Origin of the sequence: Hyphomonas beringensis, assembly GCF_000682755.1 — a bacterium.
GTDB lineage: Bacteria > Pseudomonadota > Alphaproteobacteria > Caulobacterales > Hyphomonadaceae > Hyphomonas > Hyphomonas beringensis.
The window spans coordinates 1-25,761 of the sequence record NZ_AWFF01000051.1 but is presented as its reverse complement, the minus strand read 5'-3'; the positions used below and the strand labels follow the sequence as shown (position 1 = coordinate 25,761).

Annotated in this window: 27 protein-coding genes and 1 riboswitch; of the genes, 12 read left to right on the top strand and 15 right to left on the bottom strand. The window is 59.4% G+C overall.

The annotated features are described in order from the left end of the window. The 7 genes from HY29_RS12675 to cobU all read left to right on the top strand — a co-directional run. Positions 1–737 (top strand): alpha-L-fucosidase (locus HY29_RS12675; protein ID WP_199285830.1); only part of this gene is annotated, 737 nt, incomplete at its 5' end. Then, positions 734–1,726, top strand: coding sequence for an aldo/keto reductase (locus tag HY29_RS12670; protein ID WP_051601484.1), 993 nt, complete (start codon positions 734–736; stop codon positions 1,724–1,726). The genes HY29_RS12675 and HY29_RS12670, both read left to right, overlap by 4 nt. Beyond that, positions 1,723–2,562, top strand: coding sequence for an amidohydrolase family protein (locus HY29_RS12665; RefSeq protein ID WP_051601483.1), 840 nt, complete (start codon positions 1,723–1,725; stop codon positions 2,560–2,562). Before HY29_RS12670 ends, HY29_RS12665 begins: the two co-directional genes overlap by 4 nt. 4 nt (positions 2,563–2,566) lie before the next feature. Further along, a complete protein-coding gene (locus HY29_RS12660) occupies positions 2,567–3,304 on the top strand; it encodes an SDR family oxidoreductase (RefSeq protein WP_034797537.1) in 738 nt (245 codons plus the stop codon). A gap of 11 nt (positions 3,305–3,315) precedes the next feature. Continuing rightward, entirely contained in the window at positions 3,316–4,161 is an 846-nt protein-coding gene (locus HY29_RS12655) for a fumarylacetoacetate hydrolase family protein (protein WP_034797535.1), read from the top strand. Between the two features lie 27 nt (positions 4,162–4,188). After that, positions 4,189–5,232 carry a Coq4 family protein gene (locus HY29_RS12650; protein WP_034797534.1) on the top strand — a complete coding sequence of 348 codons (1,044 nt, stop codon included), beginning with the start codon at positions 4,189–4,191 and terminating at the stop codon, positions 5,230–5,232. 63 nt (positions 5,233–5,295) lie between these two features. Beyond that, positions 5,296–5,805: a bifunctional adenosylcobinamide kinase/adenosylcobinamide-phosphate guanylyltransferase gene (gene cobU / locus HY29_RS12645; protein WP_034797532.1), complete on the top strand. Its 510-nt coding sequence runs from the start codon at positions 5,296–5,298 to the stop codon at positions 5,803–5,805. On the opposite strand, the gene cobD is transcribed toward cobU, so the two are convergent. The 11 genes from cobD to cobT form a co-directional block, all read right to left on the bottom strand. After that, a complete protein-coding gene (gene cobD / locus HY29_RS12640) occupies positions 5,795–6,787 on the bottom strand; it encodes a threonine-phosphate decarboxylase CobD (RefSeq protein ID WP_051601482.1) in 993 nt (330 codons plus the stop codon). The two genes, cobU and cobD, sit on opposite strands and share 11 nt — an antisense overlap. Continuing rightward, positions 6,784–7,734 (bottom strand): adenosylcobinamide-phosphate synthase CbiB, encoded by a 951-nt coding sequence (cbiB, locus tag HY29_RS12635; RefSeq protein ID WP_034797530.1) that lies wholly within the window; start codon positions 7,732–7,734, stop codon positions 6,784–6,786. Before cbiB ends, cobD begins: the two co-directional genes overlap by 4 nt. After that, positions 7,731–9,218: a cobyric acid synthase gene (locus tag HY29_RS12630; RefSeq protein WP_034797528.1), complete on the bottom strand. Its 1,488-nt coding sequence runs from the start codon at positions 9,216–9,218 to the stop codon at positions 7,731–7,733. Before HY29_RS12630 ends, cbiB begins: the two co-directional genes overlap by 4 nt. After that, on the bottom strand, positions 9,215–9,976 hold the full coding sequence (locus HY29_RS12625) for an ABC transporter ATP-binding protein (protein WP_034797526.1): 762 nt from the start codon (positions 9,974–9,976) through the stop codon (positions 9,215–9,217). The genes HY29_RS12630 and HY29_RS12625 overlap by 4 nt, the downstream gene beginning before the upstream one ends. Beyond that, positions 9,969–10,961: a FecCD family ABC transporter permease gene (locus HY29_RS12620; protein ID WP_034797524.1), complete on the bottom strand. Its 993-nt coding sequence runs from the start codon at positions 10,959–10,961 to the stop codon at positions 9,969–9,971. Before HY29_RS12620 ends, HY29_RS12625 begins: the two co-directional genes overlap by 8 nt. Beyond that, positions 10,958–11,785 carry an ABC transporter substrate-binding protein gene (locus HY29_RS12615; RefSeq protein WP_034797522.1) on the bottom strand — a complete coding sequence of 276 codons (828 nt, stop codon included), beginning with the start codon at positions 11,783–11,785 and terminating at the stop codon, positions 10,958–10,960. Before HY29_RS12615 ends, HY29_RS12620 begins: the two co-directional genes overlap by 4 nt. A 10-nt stretch (positions 11,786–11,795) precedes the next feature. Then, positions 11,796–13,643, bottom strand: a complete 1,848-nt coding sequence (locus tag HY29_RS12610) for a TonB-dependent receptor plug domain-containing protein (RefSeq protein ID WP_034797520.1) — start codon at positions 13,641–13,643, stop codon at positions 11,796–11,798. Between the two features lie 166 nt (positions 13,644–13,809). Then, positions 13,810–13,997, bottom strand: a riboswitch (cobalamin riboswitch). Between the two features lie 54 nt (positions 13,998–14,051). Next, positions 14,052–14,654 carry a cob(I)yrinic acid a,c-diamide adenosyltransferase gene (gene cobO, locus HY29_RS12605; protein ID WP_034797518.1) on the bottom strand — a complete coding sequence of 201 codons (603 nt, stop codon included), beginning with the start codon at positions 14,652–14,654 and terminating at the stop codon, positions 14,052–14,054. Then, a complete protein-coding gene (gene cobC / locus HY29_RS12600) occupies positions 14,651–15,184 on the bottom strand; it encodes an alpha-ribazole phosphatase (protein ID WP_051601481.1) in 534 nt (177 codons plus the stop codon). The genes cobO and cobC overlap by 4 nt, the downstream gene beginning before the upstream one ends. Beyond that, a complete protein-coding gene (gene cobS / locus HY29_RS12595) occupies positions 15,175–15,942 on the bottom strand; it encodes an adenosylcobinamide-GDP ribazoletransferase (protein ID WP_034797515.1) in 768 nt (255 codons plus the stop codon). The genes cobC and cobS overlap by 10 nt, the downstream gene beginning before the upstream one ends. After that, positions 15,939–16,952 (bottom strand): nicotinate-nucleotide--dimethylbenzimidazole phosphoribosyltransferase, encoded by a 1,014-nt coding sequence (cobT, locus tag HY29_RS12590; RefSeq protein WP_034797514.1) that lies wholly within the window; start codon positions 16,950–16,952, stop codon positions 15,939–15,941. The genes cobS and cobT overlap by 4 nt, the downstream gene beginning before the upstream one ends. Positions 16,953–17,209: 257 nt before the next feature. Between cobT and HY29_RS12585 the strand changes: the two genes are divergently transcribed. The 3 genes from HY29_RS12585 to HY29_RS12575 are packed head-to-tail and all read left to right on the top strand — an operon-like array spanning position 17,210 to position 21,487. Next, positions 17,210–19,378 carry a TonB-dependent siderophore receptor gene (locus HY29_RS12585; RefSeq protein ID WP_081811384.1) on the top strand — a complete coding sequence of 723 codons (2,169 nt, stop codon included), beginning with the start codon at positions 17,210–17,212 and terminating at the stop codon, positions 19,376–19,378. An 11-nt stretch (positions 19,379–19,389) separates the two neighbouring features. Further along, complete coding sequence (locus HY29_RS12580) at positions 19,390–19,974, top strand: hypothetical protein (RefSeq protein ID WP_034797512.1); 585 nt, start codon at positions 19,390–19,392, stop codon at positions 19,972–19,974. Between the two features lie 13 nt (positions 19,975–19,987). Then, the gene (locus tag HY29_RS12575; protein WP_051601480.1) at positions 19,988–21,487 is read left to right on the top strand and encodes a PepSY-associated TM helix domain-containing protein; all 1,500 of its coding nucleotides are present in this window, start codon (positions 19,988–19,990) and stop codon (positions 21,485–21,487) included. A gap of 1 nt (position 21,488) precedes the next feature. Here the strand turns inward: HY29_RS12575 and HY29_RS12570 are convergent, their stop codons facing one another. Further along, on the bottom strand, positions 21,489–21,974 hold the full coding sequence (locus tag HY29_RS12570) for a flavodoxin family protein (protein ID WP_034797509.1): 486 nt from the start codon (positions 21,972–21,974) through the stop codon (positions 21,489–21,491). A gap of 43 nt (positions 21,975–22,017) precedes the next feature. After that, positions 22,018–22,986, bottom strand: a complete 969-nt coding sequence (gene ftrA, locus HY29_RS12565; RefSeq protein ID WP_206741962.1) for a transcriptional regulator FtrA — start codon at positions 22,984–22,986, stop codon at positions 22,018–22,020. 135 nt (positions 22,987–23,121) lie between these two features. On the opposite strand from ftrA, the gene HY29_RS12560 reads away from it, so the two are divergent. Beyond that, positions 23,122–23,721, top strand: coding sequence for a tetratricopeptide repeat protein (locus HY29_RS12560; protein ID WP_034797504.1), 600 nt, complete (start codon positions 23,122–23,124; stop codon positions 23,719–23,721). A 12-nt stretch (positions 23,722–23,733) separates the two neighbouring features. Here HY29_RS12560 and HY29_RS12555 read toward each other — a convergent pair whose 3' ends face one another. Then, on the bottom strand, positions 23,734–24,090 hold the full coding sequence (locus tag HY29_RS12555; RefSeq protein ID WP_034797502.1) for a hypothetical protein: 357 nt from the start codon (positions 24,088–24,090) through the stop codon (positions 23,734–23,736). 156 nt (positions 24,091–24,246) lie between these two features. Next, complete coding sequence (locus HY29_RS12550; protein WP_034797499.1) at positions 24,247–25,101, bottom strand: metal-dependent hydrolase; 855 nt, start codon at positions 25,099–25,101, stop codon at positions 24,247–24,249. Between the two features lie 152 nt (positions 25,102–25,253). Between HY29_RS12550 and HY29_RS12545 the strand changes: the two genes are divergently transcribed. Continuing rightward, positions 25,254–25,761: TetR/AcrR family transcriptional regulator (locus HY29_RS12545; RefSeq protein WP_241765203.1), on the top strand; the 508-nt coding region annotated here is incomplete at its 3' end.

Below are 25,761 nucleotides of genomic sequence, written 5' to 3'. Positions count from 1 at the left end.
ACGATATTGCCTATCCAAGCGCGCAGTCTTCATATGACATTCTGGCGAAGTATTACAACACCGTGCCGGACGGCCTGACCAATGACCGGTGGATTGCGCCGGACGGGCAGCTGCCGGAGGGGGCGTTTGACAAGCCGGAGGGACTGACGGGCCTGTTGCCGCCGATGCCGATGGTGTGGGATGCGCGCACGCCGGAATATGGCATGTTCGACCGTATGCTGCCCTTCCTGTGGGAAACGACACGGGGCATGGGGCACTCATTTGCATATAATCGGAACGAGACCGATGCGGACTATATCAGCCGGGACGGGATCGTCTCGATGCTGGCACGGTCTGCCTGTTTCAATGGTAACGTCCTTTTGAATGTGGGCCCGCGGGGCGACACGATCATCCCGCCGGGGCAGGCGGACCGGCTTGAGGCTGTGGGCGCCTGGCTGAGCGTGGCAGGAGAAGGCATCCAGGATACGCGGCCTGTGCAGTTGCCGGAGCGGGAGGTTGATGGCCTCGCCATCGGCGCGACGCAGGGCGCAGGCGCGCTGTATCTGCATGTTTTCGGCGTGCCGACGGGAGAGACGCTGAGCTTGCCACTGCCAGAGGGCGCGGGCGACGTGTCAGCGGTACAGCAATTTGGCGGAGAGGTCAGCGACTGGTCCACCAGCAATGGCCGCCTTACCGTCACCGTCCCGGCATGGGCCGATACTGCCGTGCAGAGCTTCAGAATAGAGGTCAGCGGATGAGCCAGATGGAGTCTCTCACCTTGCCGGATTACGGCCTCGGTGCGGCGGGGCTCGGCAACCTCTATTCGGAGATATCTGATGAGACAGCTCACCAGACACTTCAGGCAGCTCAGCAACAGGGCATGACCTATATCGACACTGCGCCATATTATGGGCACGGCCTCAGCGAGCAGCGTGTCGGGGCGTTTCTGTCAGAAACATCCGGGCAGGTGATGGTGTCTACAAAGGTTGGTCGGCGGTTGCTGCCAGCGGGGGATACTGCAATTCCCGACAATGGCTTTGCAAGCCCCGCTCCGTTCATTCCCGAATTTGACTATTCGTCGGCAGGTATCAGGGCCTCTTTCGAGGGCAGTCAGAAAAGGCTGGGCGTAGAGGCCGTAGACATTCTTCTGCTGCACGATATCGGCGAGCTGACTCATGGCGATGCGCACGAGACAATTCTGCGACAGGCGCTGGAGGAATCCCTTCCTGAAATGGCTGCCCTGAAAGCAGAGGGCAAGACGAGATGGATTGGTCTCGGCGTGAATGAAATTGCCGTATGCGAACAGGTTTTGGAGAAGACTGATCTTGACTGCCTGTTGCTGGCGGGGCGCTACACCTTGCTGGAACATGAAACCTCTTTGCCGTTTCTGGATGAATGTCACAGGCGCGGTGTGCGGGTGATCATCGGCGGTGCGTTCAATTCGGGTCTATTGGCTGCGCCTGAGGGCGGGCCTCTGAGGTATGACTATGCCGTGGCACCCGAATGGGCTGTCCGGCGCGCGGCTGAGCTCAAAGCCGTGTGTGCACGATATGGCGTGCCGCTGGCTGCTGCCGCGCTTCAATTCTGCCGCGCCCATCCTGCCGTAACCTCAGTCATCCCCGGGGCGCGGTCAGCCGATGAGGTGCGGCAGATCTCTGGCTGGACTGCGACACGGATAGAGCCCGCACTGTGGGCCGAACTGAAAGAGCGCCAGCTGATCTCTACTGATGCGCCGGTGCCAGCATGATGAAGAAGATCGACACCCATATGCATGTCTGGAGGCTGGAGCGCGGCGACTATGATTGGTTGAGCTCTGAGCTTGGCTCGATCTACCGGGATTTTTGCATTGATGATGTGTGGGCTGAGGCCGATACCGCGAGTGTCCAAGGAGTGATCCTGGTGCAGGCGGCCGGAACCCTCGCGGAGACGGAGTTTATGCTGTCCCTTGCGCACCAGGACGAGCGCATTGCCGGAGTGGTCGGATGGGTCGACCTGGAAAGCGATGATGCCACACAGCAAATCTCTCGCCTTGCAGACAACGAGCATATTGTCGGCCTCCGCCCGATGATCGCGGATCTGCCGCAGGCGGACTGGATTCTTGATGACCGGTTCACGCCCTTGTTGGCGCAGATGGCTCAGCTTGGCCTCGTTCTGGACGGTCATGCGAGGCAGGACCTGATCCAAATCAAGACAAGGCTGGCAGAGCGGCATCCGGACCTGCAGATCGTTCTGAACCATGCGGGCAAGCCACCCATCGCGTCCGGGGATCTGGCGACATGGAGCAAGGATCTGGCTGGGCTTGCCGCCTGTCCGAACGTCACCTGCAAGATGTCTGGCCTTCTGACAGAGGCCGGACCGCATACCGATGATGATTCCATTGGCGCAGTTGTCGAGCATGTGGCGGCTTGCTTCGGGCCCGAGCGGGTCATGTGGGGCAGTGACTGGCCCGTTCTGACGCTGGCCGGAACTTATACGCAATGGGCCCAGCAGAGCGAGCGCCTGATCCGGCGCCATTTTGCCGGGCATGAGCAGGCGGTCTGCATAACGAATGCCGAGCGCATCTATCTGAGCAGGAAGGGATAATCGGATGGCCAGACTGGCAGGAAAAACAGCATTGATAACGGCTGCGGGGGCGGGGATCGGGCTGGCGTCCGCAAAGGCCTTTGCCCGCGAAGGCGCAAGGGTGATCGCGACGGACATAAATGAAACCGCATTGGACGAGCTGTCCGGTGTGACGGGTGTCGAGACGGAAAGGCTGGACGTGTCAGATGCGAGCGCGATCGCAGGCATTTGCGCGCGGCATAGCGATATCGATGTTCTGTTCAATGTGGCGGGGTGGGTACATAATGGCACGATTGAAGATTGCTCGCGGGAAGACTGGGACAGGTCATTCCTGCTGAATCTCACCTCCATGTATGAGCTTTGCCGTGCGGCCCTTCCGAACATGGTTGCCAAAGGCGGCGGAGTTATCCTGAATATGAGCTCAGTTGCGTCCAGCATTACGGGGGCACCGAACCGGTTTGTGTATGGCGCAACAAAGGCCGGGGTGATCGGACTGACCAAGGCCATCGCAGCGGACTATGTGGGCAAGAATATTCGCTGCAATGCCATCTGTCCGGGTACAGTAGATACACCTTCCTTGCAGGGGCGCATGCAGGCGCAGGGCGACTATGAAAAGGCCCGGCAGATGTTTGTGTCGCGCCAGCCCATGGGGCGCCTCGGCACACCGGAGGAGGTCGCTGCCCTCGCAGTTTACCTCGCTTCGGACGAGGCCTCTTTCACAACAGGCGGCGCGCATATCATCGATGGCGGGTGGACGAATTAGGAGTTGATCTGATGAAGCTTTTAAGGGTTGGTCCACGCGGACGGGAAAAGCCGGGCATTCTGGATGCCGGGGGTGTCATTCGGGATGTCAGTGATCTGGTGGATGATTGGGATGGTCTTGCCCTGGACGACGCTGTCCTGAAGCAGATCCGGACGATTGACCTGTCCAGCCTGCCAAAACTTGATCCGAACGCACGTATCGGCCCGTGCGTGGCCGATGTGGGCAAGTTCATCTGCATAGGCCTGAACTATGCAGACCATGCCGCGGAGACGGGCGCAGAGGTGCCTTCCGAACCGGTGCTTTTCTTCAAGGCGACGAGCGCAATTTGTGGCCCAAATGATGATCTGGAAATTCCCCGCCGCTCAGAGAAGACCGACTGGGAGATTGAACTCGGCGTCGTCATTGGCAAGGCAGCGAAATATGTCAGCGAGGAAGATGCGCTGGACCATGTCGCTGGATATTGCGTCGTGCACGATGTTTCCGAGCGCGGGTTTCAGCTGGAAGGCACCGGCCAGTGGGTAAAGGGAAAAAGCGCTGATACGTTTGGTCCGATAGGGCCCTGGCTGGTTACACGTGACGAAGTGGAAGATCCGCAAAATCTATCCATGTGGCTGGACGTGAATGGAGAGGCCATGCAGCGCGGCTCCACATCAACGATGATCTTTGGTGTCGCGCATCTGGTCAGCTATGTGTCGCAATTCATGAGTTTGCAACCGGGGGATATTCTGTCCACCGGCACGCCGCCGGGGGTGGGGCTCTCCATGTCTCCACCGAAATATTTGAGGGCGGGCGATACAGTCGCTCTGGGGATCGAAGGACTTGGGTTGCAGGTTCAGCGCTGCAGGGATGCTTTATAATAAATAAGATGATCACGGGAGAGAAAGATGAGTACAGAGCAATTGAGAAACCGGTTTCTGACGCAGGTTGAGACATCCATCCCTCGCGAAAGAATTGTCGAACTAGCTGCGCGATGCGCCGCTGCAGGCAAGAAGGTAACGGCGCAAGACCGGATAGATCTGGCAGCCGCACTGGCTCATGCTGCTTTTCTTGCGCCGGATCGCACGGCAGAGACCTATGATGCCCTTGCAGAGGGCTGGCGGGGCCGAGCGGTGAATGCGACGCCGATTGATACGTTCGACCGTGCGCCAGAGCCATCTCCTGTCGGTCTTTGGAAGGAGTATTGGGGCATCGTTGAAGATGGGGCGGTCGGCAATCTGGATGCGCTTAGCGTGACACAGCGAACTGCTGCCCTCGGGCAGCACATGACAGACACGACACTCAGCCGCATCGCCGAAATGGCGCACCTCTATGACGGCGTGACGGAGGCTGCCGCGCGGGATACGCCAGAGCTGATCAAGCTTTCCACACTCGCGGCGTGTCCTGAGAACTCGCTTGGCCGTGAATTCCATGATCTCATCGTGGACAATATGTTCGATCTTGAAGTGCTTGACCGGGATGCGATCAAGATCAATGCCCTGCCAGAGCCGCTTGCCTGGTTGAACACACGCATGTTGCAGGCGCACGATCTGTGGCACATCACGGCGGGCTATGAGACGACATCGCTGCACGAGATCGCGATTTCCGCATTTCAGATGGCGCAGTTCGGACACAATTATTCTGCGCAGTTCCTGTCGATTACCAGTGTGATTGGGGCCTTGGTGCCTGAGCGAGGATATCCGGTTCTGATGGATACGATTACCAGCGCCTGGGTTCATGGGCGTGAGTCGCCTGCGATGATCCTGATCCCGTGGGAGCAGGTGTGGGACCAGCCCGTCGACAAGATCCGCCGCATTTATGGTATTACGGCGTATGAAAGCCCATACGCGCCGGACATTATTGAAAAGAGTCAGGCGTTTTCTGCCCGGATACAGAAAGTGACGGGCTTCTTCCGTGGCCTGCTGCGGCCCTTTACCGGAGCGCCTGCCTGACCTGGCAGACTTTTCTCAAAGTGATGGGCGAAATTGCGTGCGGGATGCGGTAAGACGCCTCCCATGACGACGACATTTCTTCTTGGGGGCGCGCGGTCTGGCAAAAGTCGGCGTGCCCAGATGCTCGCAGAGCAGGCGGGTGACAGGCGCGTTTATGTGGCGACAGCCGAGGCGCTGGACGCTGAAATGGCTGAGCGCATTGCGCGCCACAAGGCCGATCGCGGGGCCGGGTGGCGCACAGTGGATGCTCCGCTGGACCTTGTCTCCACCTTGCAGACGCTTCCCGCTTCAGGCGAGATCATTCTGGTTGATTGCCTCACCCTGTGGCTGTCAAACCTGATGCATCATGAGCGGGATGTTCAGGCGCAATCAGATGCTCTGTGTGAGTGTCTGCATAGTATGAGCAGCGATGTGTTCCTCGTGTCTAACGAGGTGGGGCTCGGGCTTGTCCCGGAAACACCGCTCGGTCGGCGCTTTCGGGATGCGCAGGGACGGCTGAATCAGAACGTGGCTGAAGTCTGCGATGTGGTGGAGTTCGTCGCCGCAGGCTTGCCTCTGCGCCTCAAGGGATAAGGGCAAAAGCCAGGCGTCCTTCGGCAACAGGGTCGGCTGGCAGGCCGATGCGCAGATGTTGGTTGGACCACTCGAAGCGACGGACGTAAACGCCAGCATCTGCCAGGTGCATCCACAATTTGGTGGCCTGTTCCACCTCGAGCAGTCTGAACAGGTCCGTACCGCCCACGGGATTATGTCCGGAATCCATCAGTAGACCATCTAATCTGTGGCGCGCCTTGGCAAGGCATTCACGAGTATTTATTTGCCAGGCACGGTCAGAGTAGGCGCGTGTGGCAATCTCCAGCGCCGGGCCGGAGACAGGCCACATGCCCAGAACCTGCTCAAGCCGGGTGCGAAGCGCCTCCGGAACAAATGCTCCGCCAAGTCTCAGGCCGGCCAGGCCGTAAAACTTTCCGAACGAACGCAGCACGATCAGCCCTTCCTTGCCTCCGTTGTGCGCCATACTGAGGCTGGGGTCCAAATCTGCATAGGCCTCATCCACGATCAGCCATCCGCCTCGCTTGGCCAGGCGACAGCGGATGTCTTCCAGAACGTCAGGGCTGAAGGTCCGGCCATCGGGATTGTTGGGATTGCACACGACAATCACATCCGCGGTGCATGCTTCGTCCAGCGGGGTCGTAGTCTCCAATACCTGGCAATTGGCTTGGCGCCAGGACATGCGGTGGTCGCCATAGGAGGGTGACAGGATTGCGACACGCTCAGCCGTCAACAGGGTTGGCAGCAGACGGATCAAAAGCTCACTACCTGGGGAGAGAACCAGCGCGTCTTCAGGACCATTCACCGCGCGCGCCATGGCGGCGCGGCATGTCTCCATCAGGTCACGTGTGGGCAAATGCGTGGCGGCTTCAGCAGAGACCTCACCCATGGGATAGGCCCAGGGGTTGATGCCTGTTGAAAGGTCTATCCATGGGGCATCAGTATTGGGGAAATTTCGCTGCATGACGTCGAGCGCGCCGCCATGTATCAGGTCCTTGTTCATAAGGTCTCCGCAAGAATGGACAGGATGAGAAGCAGGCAAGCCATTATCGACAGGCTCTTGACGTATAAGATCAGTCCACGTCTGAGGTGGTCCGCAGTTGGGTTCGGGGCGCCCTCATTCAGCCAAGGCTCATGACTCGGGGTGTCGCCATAGATGCGCGGGCCAGACAGGCGCACGCCGAGTGCCCCCGCCATGGCGGCCTCTGGCCAGCCCGCATTGGGGGATCTGTGATGCCGGGCATCTCGCCACATGATCCCGAACGCTTTGAGACTGGCCGAGCCCATCGAAAACAATATGCCGGTCAGGCGGGCTGGCACCAGATTGGCGATATCATCCAGCCGCGCAGCAAAGCCGCCAAAAGCGGCGTAGCGCTGGTTACGATGGCCTATCATGGAGTCCAGCGTGTTGATGGCCTTGTAGGCGGCCAGGCCGGGAAGGCCGAACAGTGCGCCCCAGAACAAGGGGGCGATGACGCCGTCGGATGTGTTCTCGGCCAGGCTTTCCAACGCTGCGCGTGCGACCCCGGCCTCATCCAGCTCTGACGGATCACGACCGACAATGAGAGAGACAGATTTTTGCGCGCCCGCAAGGTCTTTCTCGGCCAAAGGTTCCGCGACAGAACGGACATGTGTGTACAGACTATGAGATGCCAGAAGGCTGGATGCGATGAGCGCTTCAATCAGGAAGCCTGCGAAACCAACTGACAAACTGCGCGACAAGGCGAGTGCGGCCAGAGTGGCTACGCTAATCACGAACAGGCTGGCCACCGCGCCGACAACATATCTGGCCATATGCGTCCAGTTTCTATTGTTCAGGCGCGCTTCAAGCCATCGGATCAGCCATCCAAGCCACACAACAGGGTGCCTGACCAGGCGGTACAGCCAGTCGGGCCATCCAAAGGTCGCTTCGATGGCCCAGGCGGCGAGCATCAACGTGAGGGCACTCATTCGCCTGCTGGGTGCCAGCCCGGCGCTTCGGCCAGTCCGAGCAGGGCGTCGATGTCGACGGCAGCAGATACTTCATCGGCCAGCGCATCCAGTGCGCGGTCCACTTCTGAACTATAGGACAGGCCGGTCTCTACGTATGCGCCTATGCGGCTTAGCCAGCTGCGGCGAAATTCATCCTGGGTGAACATGCCGTGCAGATAGGTGCCTTCGATCAGGCCATTGGCGCTGCGGGCGCCTTCAGGCTGATCGCCCAAGGTAAACATGGGGCGCTGCGTGTCTGGTCCCGTCGTTTTGCCCATATGGATTTCATAGCCCCCCACGCTGCAGCCTGTCAGGGCACATGTGCCGTCTGTCATCTTAACCTGCTTGTCGGCGCTCATTTGCGTTTCGACATCCAGCAGACCAAGACCCATGGCCCGGCCTGATAGGCCATCTGATCCGGTAGGGTCAGTAATCTGTCTACCAAGCATTTGATAGCCGCCACAGATTCCCAGAACACGTCCGCCTGCACGGGCATGGGCAATGATATCATGGTCCCAGCCTTGCGCGCGCAGGAAGGCCAGATCGCCCAGGGTCGACTTGGTGCCAAACAGGATGATCACATCTGTGTCGCGGGGAATGGTCTGGCCGGGAGGCACCCAAGTGAACTCAATGCCGGGTTCCATTTTCAACGGGTCTGCATCATCAAAGTTTGCCATGCGCGACAGCATGGGCGCGGCGACCTTCAGCCCAGCACCGGATGCGCGGATGGGCTGGTCAAGGACGACCGCATCTTCTGCGGGCAATCTTGCTGAACTGCTCAGCCATGGGATCACGCCAAGACATGGCCAGCCGGTGCGCTGTTCGATGGCTGTGACGCCATCATCAAACAGGCGCGGATCGCCGCGGAACTTGTTGACCAGAAAGCCGCGGATCATCGCGGCATCTTCCGGGGCAATGACGGCCTGTGTGCCGACAAGGCTGGCAATGACGCCGCCTTTCTCGATGTCTCCAATCAGGCAGACCGGAACGCCAGCTTTTTGCGCAAAGCCCATATTGGCGATGTCGCGGTCGCGTAGATTTATCTCGGCCGGGCTGCCTGCGCCCTCGATCAGGATCAGATCATGCTTTGCGGCAAGACGTTCAAAGCTCTGCATGACGGGTGCCATCAGTTCGCTGCGATGCGCCATGTATTTGGCGGCATCCATGGCGGTCGCGGCTTTGCCATGAACAACTATCTGCGCCGTCCGGTCTGTTTCCGGTTTCAGAAGGATCGGGTTGAAATCGACATGAGGATCGAGACCCGCGGCCAGTGCCTGCAAGGCCTGCGCGCGGCCAATCTCGCCCCCGCCCACACAGGCGGCGGCATTGTTGGACATGTTCTGTGGCTTGAAAGGCGCAACACTCAGACCACGACGCTTGGCGATACGACAGACGGCGGCGGTCAGGACAGATTTTCCGACATCCGAACCAGTTCCCTGTAGCATCAGAGCGCGAGCGGTCATATGGCGCCTTCGATTTCCACTTTCCTGCCGTCTATGTGCGCGCGAACACCATATATGTCTGCCATGCGCTGGACGGTCAGCGTTTCTTCTGGTGGGCCTTCGGCGGCAATACGGCCATCCTGCATCCAGATCAGATGGCTGGCATATTTCGCGGCAAGCGGAATGTCATGCAGTACAACCAGAGCGCCGCCGCCGCGATCCACATAGGCCTGAATGATGTCCATGATCCGGAATTGCTGGCGCGGGTCCAGCGCCGCGACAGGTTCGTCAGCAATCAGGAGTGGCGCTTCGGCAGCAAAAGCGCGGGCGCAGTGTACGCGCGCCACTTCGCCGCCAGAGAGTGTGTCGGTATGCCGGTTGGTCAGATCCGTCAGGTCGCACAATTCGAGGGCGGTATTAACGGCCTGCGCGTCTCTGGGGTTCAGGCGCCCGGGCGCTGCGCCATAGGCAAATCGGCCCAGCGCCACGACATCGCGCACACTGTTCGGCCAGGCAAGCGGCCGCTGCTGAGGCAGATAGGCGACGCGGCGTGCACGCTCCATCGGGGAAAGCGCTTCACTGTCCGTGCCACCCAGGCTGACCGTGCCGGAGGAACGTTTCTCCAGGCCGAGGGTCGTGCGGATCAGGCTGGTCTTGCCGGCTCCGTTAGGCCCCAGCAGAGCGATCAGCTGGCGCGGCTTAAGCGTAAAGCTTGCCCCTTGCAGCAGTGTTGCGCTGTCTTTGGTGAGGCTCAAATTCTTTGCGATGATCTCAGTCATTGATCGCGCGCCTCCGCATGGCAATCCAGACAAAGGCCGGTGCGCCGATCAGGGCGGCGACGACGCCCAGCTTCAACTCGTTGGAAGACGGCAGAATGCGCACGCCAATATCTGCCAGCACAAGGATCAGGCCCGCCAGCATCGCAGACGGGATGAGGGAGCGGGCAGGGTCATGGCCAACAAACGGCCGAATGATATGTGGCGCAACGATGCCGACAAAGCCGATCGCTCCACCAAGCGCGACACTGCCGCCGGTCGCAAGGCCTGCGCCAAGCACAGTGAGAATACGCTGGCGGCGCAGATCAAGGCCAACCCCGCTGGCGGCTTCCTCGCCCAGTGTCAGAGCAGAAAGGCCTCGTCGCGACATCATCAGAATAGCGCTGCCGACCAGGATGAAGGGAAAAGCAAAGCCGATTTCCTTGAAGCTGCGATTGGCGACAGAGCCGAGCATCCAGTTGATCATGTCTGACAGGGAAAAGGGATTGGGCGCGAGGTTCATCAGCAGGCTCATCGCCGCGCCGGCAAAGCTGGATAGGCCGACACCAATCAGGATGAGGGTCACAACAGATTGCGTCCGGATGGCGGCGACCGCGATCAGGCTGGTCGCAATAAGGGCGCCGAAAATGGCAGCCATGGGCAGGATCCAGGGGGAGGCCGCTGCCAGTCCGTAGTAGAGAGAGAATGTGGCGGCGAGAGAGGCCGAGGCCGAAACGCCGAGTACGCCGGGCTCTGCCAGCGGGTTTCTCAGCAGGCCTTGGAGCGCTGCGCCGCTGATACCGAGCGCTGCGCCAACGAGATAAGCGGCCAGAGCGCGGGGCAGGCGGATCTGCCAGATGACCAGCCGGTCCGCAGCATCCGCGCCGCCCACAAAAGCGGAAAGAACCCGCGCTGGCGACATGGGCGTAGAGCCAAGCAGGCAGGCGCCAAAAAGGGCCAGCACGGAGGCTATCAGCAGGGCTGGCACAAGCCAGGAGGTGCGGGTCATTCCTTCGCTCCTTCTGCCAGGGCCTCAACCGCGTCCATCAGGAACCATCCATTGCAGGAAGTCCATGCCCCTTTCAGCGGCACCACTGTTTCATCAGACAATTGCTTGAGGGCAACGGGGTGTTTCATCGGGCTCCACGCATCTGGGTGATTGGTCAGCGTTTCGAAAAAGGCCGCTCCGATAATATCGGGCTGGCGATAGGCGAGCTCTTCAAGCGGGATGGAGCGCCAGCCTGACTGGGTCTGGAAATTCTCAAGGCCTGCCGCCGTGATGATTTCATGCACCAGCGTGCCAGGGCCTGTCGTGACGCCGGCAGGTGTCATGTAGAGCACGCTTTTTCCTTCTGCCTGCTGAGCAATCTCCTGCAGGCGTGTTTCCATTCGGGTGACGACCTCAGCGCCGCGCTCATGTTCATCCAGCCCGTCCGCGACGCGCTGGATGTTGGACATGACGGTTTTCAGATCCGGGGCCCAGCCAATGTCCAGAACGGGGATGCCTACTTCAGCAAAGAACTTTGCGGCATCAGGTCCGCCGCCATAGGAGCGTACGACAAGGTCCGGCTTCAGCAGCAGGACATCTTCCGCAACGGGCCGCACGGTGGGCACGCCGCCCGCGGCATCCTGCATGTAGGAGAAATCCCTTGCCGCGTCGGGAGACACAGCAAGGATCCGGTCCTTGTCGACGAATTTCAGGACATACTGGTCTGCGCAATAATCGAGACTGACAATCCGCATGGGGCGCGCCGCATCCGCTGCCTTTGGTGTGGGAGGAGCACCGCAACAGGAAAGGCAGATTGCCAGAAGCAGAAGAGTCAGTCTCGACATTCAGGCATCCCTAATAGCGCAGCTTCACACCGACGGAGCCTGACAGGCCCGGCGTGCCGTAACCGAGGATCTGCTGATAATCTTCATCAAACAAATTCTCGATACGAGCATAGAGTTCAAGGCGATCATCTATGTTGTAGCTGCCTGTCAGGTCGACGCGCGTCCAGCTGTCCAGCGTGGTGCCAGTCGTGTTGGCTTCTTCGCCATTATAGCGCACCAGAACAGCGCCGGAGAACGGGCCTTCCGGTGTCAGGCTGATGGTTACATCGCCAGAGTTTTCCGGCAGGCGGGGGAGTTCTGCGCCATCGCCATCTTCTGCGTCGATATAGGCATAATTGGCTGAGACACCCAACCAGTCTGTGAACTGGTGGCTGCCATAGACTTCCACGCCCTTGGAATTGACGAGGGCGATATTGTCGTAGCCGGCCGTGTAGGAGAAATCGATCATGTTCTCCGTTTCCTGGTCGAAATAGGTCACGCCAGCCTTCGTCTTGCCATTGGCAGACTGCCAGTCAAATCCAAGATCAAACGCTTCGGAAGTTTCCGGTTTCAAATTCGGGTTCGGATCGCTCAGCCCACAGAAGGTGCAGATATAGGTCGACTGGAAGATGGATGGCGCCTTGAAGCCCTGGCCCCAGCTTGCGCGCAGGGTTAGCTGGTCATTGGCGGTGTAAGCTGCGGCTGCCCGGCCTGTGGTTTCCGATCCGAATTTGTCATGATCGTCGACACGCACGCCGCCTGTCAGCGTCAGCTTTTCGACGGGCTTGAATTCGTACAGCGCGAACAGGCCGTCAATGGCGGCATCTTCATCATTCGCCGTGGTCTCTTCGCGTTCTGCGCCGAAGGCCAGCTTGTTGGCATCATTGATCGTGAAGGTGCCCTGGTAACGATAGATCGTGCGATCACCATCCGCCTCATAGCTGTTGACGCCATTAGTATAGTTCTTCCGGGAAATGTCGGAATAGCCAATCATGATCTCGTTGACAAAGCGGTCATCGAACAGCGGTACGGTCAGCGCCACATGGCTGCTGAGGGTTTCGTTCTTTGTCACTTCATCGCCATCTGCCACGCTGCCCTGCGCCGTGCCGGAATAGCTGTCATATTCGCTCTCGGCATCATTCCACATAACGCCGCTGTCGAGGCGAATATTATTAGCGAGGTTCAGGCCGCCGCGAGCCGACAGGGTAGAGGATTCATATCCATCTTCCTCGGTATTGCCATTGGCTTCATCGGCCTTGGAGATACCGTCCGTATCAATACGGCTGGCGGAGAGACGGAAGTCACCTGTGTCATTGGCGCCACCGACGGATGCGCCGCCACGGAATGTGTTGAAGGAGCCATATTCGCCAAAGACGGTTCCGCCGAGGCCTGGCTCAGGTGTCTTGGTGGTGATGGAGACAACCCCGCCAATGGCATCGGAGCCCCACAGCGTGGATTGCGGACCTTTGAGAACTTCGATGCGCTCGATATTGTCCGTATCCATGAAGGCGAAGTTGTAGCCGCCATCAGTGCCGCTCGGGTCATTGACCGGTACGCCGTCAATCAGAACGAGGGTCTGACCGGAAGAGGCGCCGCGAATGCGCACGCTGGCATTGCCACCAAAGCTGCCATTCTGGTTGATCGTGACGCCGGGCGCGGAGGCGACGGCATCAAGGGCGAAGTCAAAGCCCAGCTGATCGATGTCTTCTTCGGTGATGATGCTGACGCTGGAGCCGATTTCCGCCTGAGTCTGGCCCAGTCGAGAGCCTTCCACAGTAATCGTGTCCAGATGTGTTTCGGTATCTTCGGATGTTTGTGCCAGTACCGGAAGCGTAAGGGTGAACGCAGCAGCACCAAGCAGGATGTGTCTGTACGACATAATTTCTTGTTTTCCTCGACACCCCGCCGCCCGAAAGACAGGTGTACTTCATAACGACATGCTGGCCTCATGACGCGAGGGTCATGCGGGCGGCCAGGCCTTTGAAATGTCGCTACAAAGGAGAGGCAATTGCCTTCCCGCCCACTGAGAACTCTCCCCGGTTCCCGGACGAACGACGCGATGGCAGGTTTCCTGGCTTGCCGATCATCACTTCAGGCCGCCTTCCCAGAACTTTCGTTCCAGTGGCATGTCGGCCATCAGCTCCTGGCTGACAGTTGCGGGTACAGCACCGGATTTACACCGGCTTCCCTCTTAGCTTCCGGTTAGGGAAGCACCATCTGAGGCGTCTCATGTTGTAAGTCCTGAAATCTGTCAATAGCGCTGACGATGCTACAGCGCGCGGGGATTTCAGAAGTCGATGCCGCGCTGGGCCTTGATGCCGGCCTTGAAAGGATGCTTCACCTCGGTCATTTCGCTGACCAGATCGGCATACTCACAAAGCTCGGGTTTGGCGTCCCGGCCTGTCAGGATCACGCTTGTACGGTCTGATCGTGCTTTCAGGCCGTCCAGCACCGCCTGCACATCCAGATAGTCATAGCGCAGGGCAATATTGATCTCGTCCAGCACGATCAGATCATAGTCGCCGCTGGCCATCATGTCGCAGGCCCTCTGGAAAGCGGCTTCTGCCGCCGCAATGTCGCGCGCCTTGTCCTGGGTGTCCCAGGTGAAGCCTTCGCCCATTGTGTGCCAGTCGACCTGATCTGCCAGTTTGGCGAAGAATTGCCGCTCTCCTGTGATCCATTTGCCCTTGATGAACTGGACAATCCCCACCTTGTGGCCCCAACCGAGGGCCCGCGCTATGACGCCAAAGGCAGAGCTGGATTTGCCCTTGCCATTGCCGGTATGGACCAGGACGAGGCCGCGCCCAGGATCGCGCGCCTCAGATGTCTTCTTTTTCTGCTCGGCCTGCAGGGCTTTCATCTTGTCGCTATGGGTCTGGTCTTCACTCATTGGGGTGTCCTCACATCGGTCAGGATTTCAAAGCATCCATAATTGATCGTCTGATTGTGGTCGGATGCGGCGGGGCTCTTTGCCAGCGCCATCTTGATGACCCCGGCATGGGTCACGACCAGCGTTGCCGCATCGTCATGGTTCAACTCCGCCAGGGCTTCAAGGCTTCGGGCTTTCAGCATGGCGACGCTTTCCCCGCCATGGGGGCGGGCGTGGAAAAAATTGTTCGCCCATGCGTCCAGTTCCTTTCGGGGGATGTCGCTCCACGGGCAGCGCTCCCATTTCCCGAAATCCATTTCCTGCAGACGCGTCTCGACGGAGATTTCCATGCCGTGATGCCCGGCCACGAACTCTGCCAGTCTGTGACAGCGCGTCAGCGGACTGCTCACGATGCGGTCGAATTGGGGCAGGGTGGCGAGCACACTTTCCGCGTCAGAGGGAAAGCTATCGGGCAGGCCGATGTCGCTGCGGCCATAGCATATGCCGGGGGCAATGTCGGGCTGGGTATGACGCAGAAGAATCAAAGCCATGCCAGCACTCCCAGATAAAAACCAATCTCGCTCAGCTGTTGCACCGCGCCTAGCGTGTCGCCGGTATAGCCTTTCAGCTTGCCCTCAAAAAAGGCGCGCATCAGCACATGGCCTGCGACCAGTCCGATCACGCCGTATAAAGTCAGCATGGGTGGGCCTGCCCAGACCAGTCCGGCAAGAATGGCGGCGGTGGTAATGCCTGCGATGGCCAGCGCGCGGGCGGAACTGCCGCGCGCAACAGGCTTCCCCGTCCCCTCATCGCGCACATATCGGCTGGTTGCGATCACCATAACGCTGGAAAAACGGGATAGTCCGTGAGCTGCGGGTAGCAGACCAAGCACCAGTAAGGGCGACGCCTGCGACAGGCCTGACAGCGCAGCCACTTTCAGCGCCACAATGGAAACCAGCGCCAAGGTGCCATAGGTGCCGATGCGGCTGTCCTTCATGATCTCCAGCGCACGCTCGCGGGTCAGTCCGCCACCTATGCCGTCAAACGTGTCTGCCAGGCCATCCTCATGGAAGCCGCCCGTCAGCAGGAAGCCGGCTGTGACAGCCAGGATGACGCTCACCAGCAAGGGCAGTACCAGGGCGGCCACCCAGAACACCGCGGCGCTCAGCGCGCCAACCACCAGGCCGACCAAGGGGTAATAGGCGACAGAGCCCGCCATCCGCTCCGGCGTGAATTTGATCTGTGCGGGAATCGGCAGGCGGGTCAGGAACTGCACCGCCAGGGCAAACTTGGCGACTTCGTTCATCATGCCGGGCCGCTTACCCCGGCGCTGTCAAAGCTGGCCATATCGCGCAACATCGCAGCCGCCGCTTTCACCAGTGGCCAGGCGAGTAGGGCGCCGGTGCCTTCGCCAAGGCGCATGCCCATGTCCAGCAGCGGCTCGGCATTTAGGGCTTCCAGCACACGGGCATGGCCAGATTCGGCTGAGCGGTGCGCATAGACAAAGTTCGCGTCGCATTCTGCAAACATGTCCCGCGCGGCCAGTGCGGCCACGGTCGCGATGAAGCCGTCCACGATGACGATCTTGCCGGCGTCCGCTGCGCCGCCCATCGCGCCCGCCATCATGGCTATTTCGAAGCCGCCATATTCGGTCAGGGCTGTTCGGGCGTCCAGTTTGCTGGCTGTTCGGCCAGCCGCCCGGGTCAGCAGTTCCTGCTTGCGGGTGAGGCCGTCATCATCCAGCCCCGTGCCGCGTCCGGTCAGGTCTGCCACAGCAACGCCCAGGATTTTCGCGGCGACCAGGCTGGCTGATGATGTGTTGCCAATGCCCATCTCGCCGAAACAGGCGACATCGTGATTGCCCGCGCCGCCGAGGGCCTTGCCGGCCTCAAGCGCTTCGGCCAGCTGTTCGTCCGTCATCGCGGCGGTCTCGATAGCGTTTGCGGTGCCCGCGCCGATGCGGCGAAGAATGAGGTCTTTATCGTCAATGGCCTCACCCGCAATGCCGCTGTCGACGACATGGATGTCGGCACCTGTGCTGCGCGCGAACACATTGGCCGCTGCCCCGCCAGACAGGAAGTTCAGCACCATCTGGCGTGTCACATCTTGCGGATAAGCCGAAACGCCCGCCGCCGCCATGCCGTGATCTGCGGCGAAGATGATCAGCTGGCAGGTCTCTGCAGAGGGCGAAAGCGAATGCTGGATGCGCGCAATCTGGGCTGCCAGCGACTCGATTCTGCCGAGCGCGCCTAACGGTTTTGTCTTGCTGTCGATGGCGCGTTTCAGCGTGGCGTCAAAGTCTTGGGAGGTTATGCTCATCCGCGCCTGATAGCAGAAGACGCGGGGTTGAATAGCCCATGCGTCGCGCAAATCCGGTCAGTTCGGCTTCTCTCAGGCTTGGGAAATCAGCGCGAAATGCGGCGAATATGCAACAGGCACAGGGATTGTCCGCCATGCCACCGGGATGCTCGAAACTTCTTCAGGTTTGAGATTGACTTGCAATATCATCAGGCCTAGTCGGGTGCTTGAAATTGAGAACCATTTGCATATTAAGCCAAATCACCAAGGAATTTCGCATGTTTGAAGCACGCTTCGGAGCCGTCAGCGCCATGGCCATCATGGTTGGGATGTCGTCCTTTGCACCGGCATGGGCGCAAACAGCCAGCAGCGAAGACAAGGAAAGCCGCCAGGAGACAGTAATCGTCACGGGTACAACTTCCTTCGGCGCAACTAAGTCTGACACGCCGATTGTGGAAACGGCGCGATCTTTGTCCATCGAGACCTCGAACATGATCATAGACAAGGGCGCGCTGAACCTCGCTCAGTCGCTGACCTATATTTCCGGTGTGACGGCAGAGCCCTATGGCTTCTCTACACGCGGCGACTTCCCGCAGTCACGCGGGCTGGAGCTGCCGCGTTACCGCGACTCCATTCAGGAGTTGTTTGGCAGCTACAATTCCACCCGCACCGAACTCTACACGATTGAGCAGGTTGAAGTGCTGAAGGGGCCGGCGTCTGTGCTTTACGGCCAGGGCTCTCCTGGCGGCATCGTGAACTATGTGTCCAAGACCCCGCATGAAGATTTCGGCGGCGAGATCGCTGTCGAGGCGGGCAATTTCGATCACTATCAGATTGCGGGTGACGTGACCGGGCCAGTATCCGGCACGGACGGCAAGCTGCTGTATCGCATGGTGGCGCTGTACCGCGATACCGGCACCCAGATTGACCAGGTGGATGAAAAGACGACTGTCCTGATGCCGTCCTTGTCCTGGCAGGCAACGCCGGATACGAAATTCACCATCATCGGGCTTGCTCAGGATACAGACAGCAAGGCCGCGGCACAATTCATCCCTGTGGAAGGCACGCTGTTTCCTCTGGATGACGGCACCTATCTTGACTACGATGTCTATGCTGGCGAGCCGAACTTTGACCATTACGATACAGAGTCCCAACAGGTAACCTTGCTGGGTGAACACCGCATCAATGATAACTGGTCTGTTGAAGGTACGGCCCTCTGGCGCTCTGGCGAGGCAGACTATGATCAGGCCTGGCCGATCTTCTTTGGCGGCCGCTACATAAACAAGATCCTTGCGGAAAACCCTGCCTTGCAGGCTGCAGCAGATCTCCAGAACCTTACCTTCACTGACACCACGGTTGCGCGCACCTTCTATCAAGCCAACAATACGTTTGACCAATTGGCAGGCGATGTGCGGCTGCGCGGCAGCTTCATGACCGGGCCGCTTGAGCACAGCATTCTTGCGGGCGTTCAGTATCAGGATGTCGAAACCGATAGCGATTCCGCCTATTACACAGATGGCGGACTTCTGCAGGGTGATTTCCGGTATGTGCTGGACCTGAAAAATCCGGTCTATGGAAATTATCCAGACCAATCTGTTTTTGATGCCATCTATTATGATGCTGATCCGTCTACGGTTCAGGATGTGGGTGTCTATATTTCCGATCAGATTTCCTATGACAAATGGCGTTTCACGCTGGGTGTGCGGAGTGACAATGTCGAGAATGACAATGGCTCAAGCGTGCAGAAAGATGATGCGGTCTCCACCAGTTTCGGCGTGCTCTATCGCTTCGACAATGGACTGGCGCCCTATGTCAGCTATGCGGAATCCTTCGAAACGGTCGTCGGCGTTGATACGTTCAGCGGTGACCAGTTGAAGCCGCAGGAAGCCCGCCAATACGAAGCTGGCCTGAAATATGAGCCCACCTTCGTACCTGGTCTCATTACGCTGGCATATTACGACATCGAGATTTCAAACCTCAGCAACCCGAACAGCATTGTCGGCGCCAATTCCCAGCAGGAAGGCATCGCCAAGCTGAAAGGGATCGAGTTTGAGGGCCGTGTGCAGCTGGACGATGTCTATCTTCAGGCTGCCGCCTCCACGATCGATGCGGAAGATCCGAACGGCTATCAGCTCTCTGCCATCCCCGAGGAGCAGGCCTCCCTATGGGCCACCTGGCGCCCGTCGAACAAGTGGAACGGGTTCAAGGCGGGTGCGGGTATCCGCTATGTCGGCTCTACCGTCTCCGAGACCACCACGCTGCGCTACGAAACGCCGTCCTATACGCTGGGCGACCTGATGGTCGGCTATGAGTGGGATCAGTGGGATTTCGCGGTCAACGCGCGTAACGTGACGGATGAGGAATATCTCACCGGCTGTCTGACGCGCGGTGATTGTTTCCCGGGTCTGCGCCGCACGGTTGTTGCAAGCCTGCGTTACAAATTCTAGGGCTGGTATAGATGACAGGAACCGGGCTTCTGCTGGCAGTACTCGCAACCCTTTTCGGGCTTGCTGGCCTTGCGCTGCTCTTCATGGTGTGGCGCAAGCCCGACCGGCCTGTGCTGCTCGCATCGGGCTGGGCGCTGCTGGCAGTTAGTCTTTGTCTCTGGTTTGTTGCTAATCATGACAGGGGCGTCGCGCAAGTAGCATCCGTGTTGATGCTGCTGGCCGCGGCGGCAATTACCCTGCCGGGCTTTCTGGGCACCAATGGCTTGCACAGCCCGATGCGTCAGAAGCCCGTGCCGCATCCAACGCAAGCATCAGCCCTCGGACGGATTGGTGGTATCGCGTCTGGTATATGGACATTCCTTGTCGCGGGCCCGATTGCCGGTATCATCGCATTCTATACAGCAGGTGGCCTGCTGCGCCTGACCATGCCGGAGACGGGAAGCCCCGCGACGGCAGTTGTCTACGCCTTCATGGTCGCTCTGGTTCTATGGGCGCTTCTCAGTACGTTGCTACTGATGGAAAAACGGCCGCTTCGGCGCAGCGCCTATGCCATTGGCGGGGCGCTCTTTGCGCTGGCTGTGGCTTTTATCGGATAGGGGGACTTCAGACATGGCAAAGACACTCTGGCCGAAATCATCTAGCGCGCGTGTGGATTCGGCGCTCTCGGCGCACTCTGTCATGGGGCTCGTCATCAGTGCGCTCTTGTTCGTTGTTTGCCTCAGTGGCGCTGTTGCTGTGTTCGAGGACGAACTGGAATGGTGGGAGCAGCCCAATACCGCAACCGTCGAGAGCGTCTCGCCGGCCGTCCTTCAGTCTACGGCAGAAGAGGTCCTGCGCCGTGACCCCGAGACGACGCACCTTTACGTCTATCCGCCGCGTGAAAACTGGCCGCGTATGGTCGCGGGCGGCGACAATGGCATGTATGTTGTGGATGAAGATGGCACATTCGTGCGCCCGCTTGAGGCCAAGTGGAATGAGTTCCTCATCCATCTTCATTACTATCTGAACCTGCCGGAAAGTTTCGGCATGATCATCGTCGCCATTTTTGGCGTGATGCTCGTCTCCATGGCCATTTCCGGTCTGTTGGCGCATCCACGTATTTTCCGCGACGCTTTCCGGTTCAAACGGCAGGGCCAGCCCCGGCTCGCTCAGGCCGATCTGCACAACCGGCTCAGCGTCTGGACGGCACCTTTCGTGGTGGCTGTTGCGGGAACCGGCGCGATGATCGGCCTGTTCTTGGTCGGGGCGCTCGTCTTCGCCCAGACGAATTTCGACGGCGATACACGTAAACTCAGCGAGTCCATTTTTGGGGGCGAGGTGGTAGAGGCTGACGAGACCCCGGCGCCCATCACCGGTATTGATCTTGCTGTTCAGCAATTGGCCAAGGATGTGCCTGGCAAGCCGCCCTTTCTCATCGTCATGCATGAGCCTGGCCAGAAGAGCCAGCACATCCAGTTCTATGTCGATCACAAAGACCGCCTGATCTATGGCGAAAGCTACACCTATTCCACCGATGGCGAGTTACTTGCCACGGCGCATAATGCCGATGGCCCGGTAGGCCAGCAGATTGCCATGTCCATGTACCGTGTCCATTTCGGGGATTTTGGCGGCGTGGCCATGAAGCTCATCTATTTCATTCTGGGGCTGATGCTCTGCGTCATCATTGCGGGCGGCCTGAACATCTACTTCCTGAAGCGCCGCGAGAAAGGCCGTGCTGCACCGCGTCTTGAGGCGCTATGGAGCGGCTGGGTCTGGGGCTGCACGCTGTTTCTGCCAGTCACGTTGATCGCGGCCATCCTCGGCCTCTCTGTAGGCTGGTTGGTAGCGCTTTACTGGATCGGGTCTGCAGCCTGCTCTCTGGCCGCGTGTGCCCTGACGAGCGCGGCCATGGCGGGGAATGTGCTGCGTGTGGTGCTTGGGATGGCGCTGATGCTGTGCGTTGTGATCCATGCGGCGGTGGTCGGCGGGGATTGGTCAAATCCTTATATCCTGCTCAGCTCTGTCAGCCTGTTCGTGACGGGGGCGGCGTTTGCCGTCTGGCCGTTCCTGCGAGGTGGTTTCCGCCCTGTCGTGGCCGGCAAGGATCTTTCCTTCACACCGGGTGAGTAAGTCAGAAGACGCCCATTTCCAGGCCTGCGCCGAGCGCTGCGCCCAACTCCCGACATTTTTCCAGCTGGTCTTCGGGGATCGTCTTCTGGGCCAGGATCTCTTCTTCCGTCTGCGCGTGGGTGCAGATGATGAACGGCGGTTGTACCTGTTTCAAACGCCAGCCCGTGGCGATGCGTGCGGCCTGTTTCATGGCATTCTCGCCATCTGATCCGGCGCAGATCATCAGGCCATAGGGACGGCCTTCCAGCTTTCCGAGCACCGGATAATAGCACCGGTCAAAGAACTCCTTCATCTCACCGGACAGCGCGGCGAGATTCTCCGGCGCGGCAAACAGATATCCCTCTGACGACAGTAGATCTTCCGGCTGTGTGTCTTCCGCTCGCTTCAGCTCCACGTCCGTCTCGGCCTCTGCAGCTTTCAGCGCAGCCTCCGCCATCTGGCGCGTGCCGCCTGTGCGGGAATGATAAATGATCAGCAGTTTCGCCATGGGAGATGTCTCGGGGTGTTGAGGTGATCAGGCAAGCGACGGGTCAGGAGGTAACGGCATCGAAGCGCCGACGATAGGCGTTTGGCGATGTGCCGGCGATGTCCCGAAAGGCGGTGCGGAAGGTTTCGAGAGAAGCAAAGCCTGATTGGGTCGCAATGTCTGCAGTGTCGAGCGTTGTGGTTTCAAGTAAATTCATCGCGCGGAAGATGCGCTCGCGGCGTAGCCATTTGAGCGGTGTTGTGCCGGCGCCTTCGCGGAACCGCCGCAGGAAGGTGCGCTCGCTCATCCCGGCATGACTCGCCATAGATGAAATCGTCAGGGGGCGGTCAAGCTGTTCACGCGCCCAGTCCAGCACGCTGGCGATGGTCTTGCCGGGGCGTTCCTGGATAGGGGCTTCGATATATTGGGACTGACCGCCATCACGATGTGGCGGTGTAACAAGGCTGCGTGCGACCGTGTTGGCAACATTTGCACCATGATCCTGGCGGACGATGTAGAGGCTCGCATCCATGGCGGCGCTGCTGCCAGCTGATGTGATGATGCCGCCATTGTCGACATAGAGGACGTCATCGACGATTTCGATCTCCGGGAATTGTTGCTGTAGCAGCGAGATGTAACGCCAGTGCGTTGTGGCGCGGCCGCCATTGAGCAGCCCGGAATGGGCGAGCACGAAGCACCCCGTACAATACGAAACAAGGCGCGCGCCCCGGGCATGGGCCTTGCGGAGGGCCTCCAGCAGGGGTTCCGGGGGGCGTTTGTTTTTGTCATTCCAGCCGGGGATGATGATCGTGTCAGCGGTCTCCAGCGCCTCCAGTCCGGCATCGATGCGGATGGAATATCCGCCAACCGACCGCACAGACCGCTTTGGCCCGGCGACCTGATAGTCATACCAGTCCATCTCCAGCTCTGGACGGTTCCAGCCGAAGATCTCGCCCGCAATGCCGAACTCCAGCGGCCAGAGAGGTTCATAGGCGATGGTAACGACGCGGTGTGCAGGGGCAGGATGGGGCATGTGAGGACTCTGGGGCATAGAAGACAGGTTTGGCGGAAATCGACCATATAATGTCATTATCGCCAATTCCGCTCTCCGGTTCAATCCCCCAATCTAGGCAGCAGGTAAAAAACTGACTGAAGATTGGAGACAGATATGAGACAGGCTTTTACAAATTTCGGCCATCTGCCGGCTCGTGCCGCTCAGATGGGGGTGGCTGCTGCCATGCTCGCATTGCTCACCCCAGGGGCCTCGGCCGGCCAACGCATACTTCATGGAGCGCAAAGCGATGCGGCGAAATGCCATGACGCCGTCCGCCGTGCAGATCACGCGTCAGCTGGCCATGTTGCCGCATGTACGGCGGTCATTGTGGAAGAGCATGCGCGCGACAGTGAGCGCGCCGCCGCGCGGGTGAACCGGGCAACGCTTTACCGCCATCTTGGCGAAGATGCAGCGGCGGTCGCCGATTGCGAGGCTGCCCTTCCTATGATGAGCCGTGAGGCAAATGTCGCGATCAGCTGCGCCGCAGTATTCATCGACGCTGGCGAGCCCGACAGGGCAGTTGAACTTCTTCAGCAGTCAGAGCTTCCGGAGACGCGTGACCGCTACAAATACTATCACAATCTGGCGCTCGCCCACCATGATCTTGGCGAGTATTCGCTGGCCTATTACTATCTTGAGAAGACGTTGGCGGCCAAGCCCGGCTTTGCGCCAGCGGTGGAGCTGATCGCAAACTACAAAGTGGTGGAAGACTAGGCGCAGCGCCGCCTATTGCATGGGCAAATCCATCATGGTGAAGGCGCGTTCCATGACGATGGTGCCGAGGTGTTCGCCATATTGGCGCATGGCGGCTTCGAACATGGGGCTCGTCATTTCGCCGAAGCCGACGCCGCATTGGCTGGAGGCGCTGACGCCCGCCTGCATCATCAGGCCCGCCAGCGCTGTCGTGGCCTCATCCTTGCGGTCCTGCAGGGCGAGCAGCATCAACTGCTTCATCTGCGCGACATCTTCCTCTGTCGAATGGCTGATCATGCAGCTGGCGACCTCATCAGAGCGGGTCTGGGCGGCGGCGGGCGATGCGGCGAAGACGGCAAGGGCGGCGCCAAGGCAAAGGGTGCGGATCATCTGAGTCTCCTGAACTGGCCTGTGAAGGCGATCTGACTAAACGCAGATCGTGTCAGGAATGGGATGACGCCGAAGATATGAACCCTGCCTGAAGGGCTGCACCTCATCAGATTACGGATTTTTCACATTGCGACAGGGGCTCTGGTATTCGAGAGCTTATTCAGCCGGAACAGCCGTAAATTCCTCTTTCCAGTCTGCCATGAGATCGCGCGTGTCATGATCCCATGGGTGAAAGCCGGGCTTGAACCAGGACAGCCAGGTCTTCCATCCCCTGCCGAACAGGGCAGGCTTTTTCCAGAGAAATGCCTTCACGTCGCGCCGGGCATCCTTTTCCGTATATCCGTCTGCCATCAGCAGGGAGACGGCATGGTCTGCGATGTTCTGCGTGAAGCTCCGAGTGATCAGAAGCATGGACAGATTGCGCCGGAAATAGCGCTTCAGCCCAGACCAGTCCTTGGTGACTTCCAGGAAAACATCATAGGCAACGGCCTTGTGCTCGGTTTCTTCCATGGCGTGCCAACGCCACAGGCTCTCAAGCGCGGGGTCTGTCTTGCTGAACAATGGAACATCATCCGTGTTCGCGACGGTCATCAGCTCCGCCATCATCGCCGTGAAATGCTCCAGGCAGATGGTTGCCATCAGCATGCGGAATGGGCCACCCTCGCGTGCAAAAGCGATGCGCTCCTTGATGGCGGCTTCGATCTCGTCGACGGGGTACTTTTCCCGGTCGATCTTGTTGTTCAACAGGTGATGCTCGCGCGAATGGATGGCTTCCTGCGCGACAAAGTCTTTCACATCCTGCGCCAGCTTGCCCGAGACGTCGCCGCGATAGGCTTTTACCGCGTCCATGAACATGCGCTCGCCGTCCGGGAAGGTCAGCGACATGGCGTTGAAGATCGCCGTCGCCACCGGGTCGTTATCCAGCCAGTGCTCTGAACTCGCGGCCGCCATGTCAAAGTGAATATCGCGGGGATGAATTGTTACATCTTCGGGTGTGCGTTTGGTTGCCATTGTGTTTATTGCCTTATGCAAATAGTCGAACAACACTCTTGAAGATAGAAGTAGCGCTACTGACAAAAATGTCAATAAAAGAAAAAGATACACCTCGAGTCCGTCGAACGCCGGAAGAGTCCCGTGCCAACATCCTGTCGGCGGCGGAATCGTTGCTGCTGCAACAGGGCCCGCAATCTTTGAGGCTGGCGGATGTGGCCAAGGCGGCGGGGGTTGCGAACGCGACCGTGCTGCATCATTTCGGCTCGATTGATGCGGTTCAGCAGGCGCTGATGGAGCGCATGATTGCGGATCTGGTGGACAGCATCATGGCCATACAGATTCCCGCAGAGGCCCCGGCGGAAGCGCGGGCGGATGGCCTGAAGACCCTGTTTGATGCGTTCGAGGCGCGGGGCGCGGCAAGGCTCGCCGCCTGGCTGGAACTGACAGATGAGACAAGCCGGCTGACCGTCGTGCGCCAGGCGGTGCAGGATGTCGCGCAGAAGAGAATCTCAAACGCCGGCGTGCCGTCAGATGTGGCCGAAGACCTGATCCTGCTCAGCGTCACGCTTGCGGTCGGCGTCGGCCTCTTCGGCCCATCCCTCGGCAAACTGATCGGCAAGCCCGAAGGCCGCGCCAGGGAACTGACGCTTCAGATGCTGCTGAGGCATTTGGAGCGGC

Bases quoted from the DNA above. Each gene is read 5' to 3' on its own strand.
- HY29_RS12660 (WP_034797537.1), top strand. From the start codon at position 2,567: ATGGCCAGACTGGCAGGAAAAACAGCATTGATAACGGCTGCGGGGGCG.
- HY29_RS12555 (WP_034797502.1), bottom strand. From the start codon at position 24,090: ATGATCCGCACCCTTTGCCTTGGCGCCGCCCTTGCCGTCTTCGCCGCA.
- ftrA (WP_206741962.1), bottom strand. From the start codon at position 22,986: ATGCCCCATCCTGCCCCTGCACACCGCGTCGTTACCATCGCCTATGAA.
- HY29_RS12560 (WP_034797504.1), top strand. From the start codon at position 23,122: ATGAGACAGGCTTTTACAAATTTCGGCCATCTGCCGGCTCGTGCCGCT.
- HY29_RS12670 (WP_051601484.1), top strand. From the start codon at position 734: ATGAGCCAGATGGAGTCTCTCACCTTGCCGGATTACGGCCTCGGTGCG.
- HY29_RS12615 (WP_034797522.1), bottom strand. From the start codon at position 11,785: ATGTCGAGACTGACTCTTCTGCTTCTGGCAATCTGCCTTTCCTGTTGC.
- cobO (WP_034797518.1), bottom strand. From the start codon at position 14,654: ATGAGTGAAGACCAGACCCATAGCGACAAGATGAAAGCCCTGCAGGCC.
- HY29_RS12585 (WP_081811384.1), top strand. From the start codon at position 17,210: ATGTTTGAAGCACGCTTCGGAGCCGTCAGCGCCATGGCCATCATGGTT.
- HY29_RS12550 (WP_034797499.1), bottom strand. From the start codon at position 25,101: ATGGCAACCAAACGCACACCCGAAGATGTAACAATTCATCCCCGCGAT.
- HY29_RS12655 (WP_034797535.1), top strand. From the start codon at position 3,316: ATGAAGCTTTTAAGGGTTGGTCCACGCGGACGGGAAAAGCCGGGCATT.
- cobT (WP_034797514.1), bottom strand. From the start codon at position 16,952: ATGAGCATAACCTCCCAAGACTTTGACGCCACGCTGAAACGCGCCATC.
- HY29_RS12575 (WP_051601480.1), top strand. From the start codon at position 19,988: ATGGCAAAGACACTCTGGCCGAAATCATCTAGCGCGCGTGTGGATTCG.
- HY29_RS12610 (WP_034797520.1), bottom strand. From the start codon at position 13,643: ATGTCGTACAGACACATCCTGCTTGGTGCTGCTGCGTTCACCCTTACG.
- cobC (WP_051601481.1), bottom strand. From the start codon at position 15,184: ATGGCTTTGATTCTTCTGCGTCATACCCAGCCCGACATTGCCCCCGGC.
- cobS (WP_034797515.1), bottom strand. From the start codon at position 15,942: ATGATGAACGAAGTCGCCAAGTTTGCCCTGGCGGTGCAGTTCCTGACC.
- HY29_RS12665 (WP_051601483.1), top strand. From the start codon at position 1,723: ATGATGAAGAAGATCGACACCCATATGCATGTCTGGAGGCTGGAGCGC.
- cbiB (WP_034797530.1), bottom strand. From the start codon at position 7,734: ATGAGTGCCCTCACGTTGATGCTCGCCGCCTGGGCCATCGAAGCGACC.
- HY29_RS12570 (WP_034797509.1), bottom strand. From the start codon at position 21,974: ATGGCGAAACTGCTGATCATTTATCATTCCCGCACAGGCGGCACGCGC.
- HY29_RS12580 (WP_034797512.1), top strand. From the start codon at position 19,390: ATGACAGGAACCGGGCTTCTGCTGGCAGTACTCGCAACCCTTTTCGGG.
- HY29_RS12650 (WP_034797534.1), top strand. From the start codon at position 4,189: ATGAGTACAGAGCAATTGAGAAACCGGTTTCTGACGCAGGTTGAGACA.
- cobD (WP_051601482.1), bottom strand. From the start codon at position 6,787: ATGAACAAGGACCTGATACATGGCGGCGCGCTCGACGTCATGCAGCGA.
- HY29_RS12630 (WP_034797528.1), bottom strand. From the start codon at position 9,218: ATGACCGCTCGCGCTCTGATGCTACAGGGAACTGGTTCGGATGTCGGA.
- HY29_RS12625 (WP_034797526.1), bottom strand. From the start codon at position 9,976: ATGACTGAGATCATCGCAAAGAATTTGAGCCTCACCAAAGACAGCGCA.
- HY29_RS12620 (WP_034797524.1), bottom strand. From the start codon at position 10,961: ATGACCCGCACCTCCTGGCTTGTGCCAGCCCTGCTGATAGCCTCCGTG.
- cobU (WP_034797532.1), top strand. From the start codon at position 5,296: ATGACGACGACATTTCTTCTTGGGGGCGCGCGGTCTGGCAAAAGTCGG.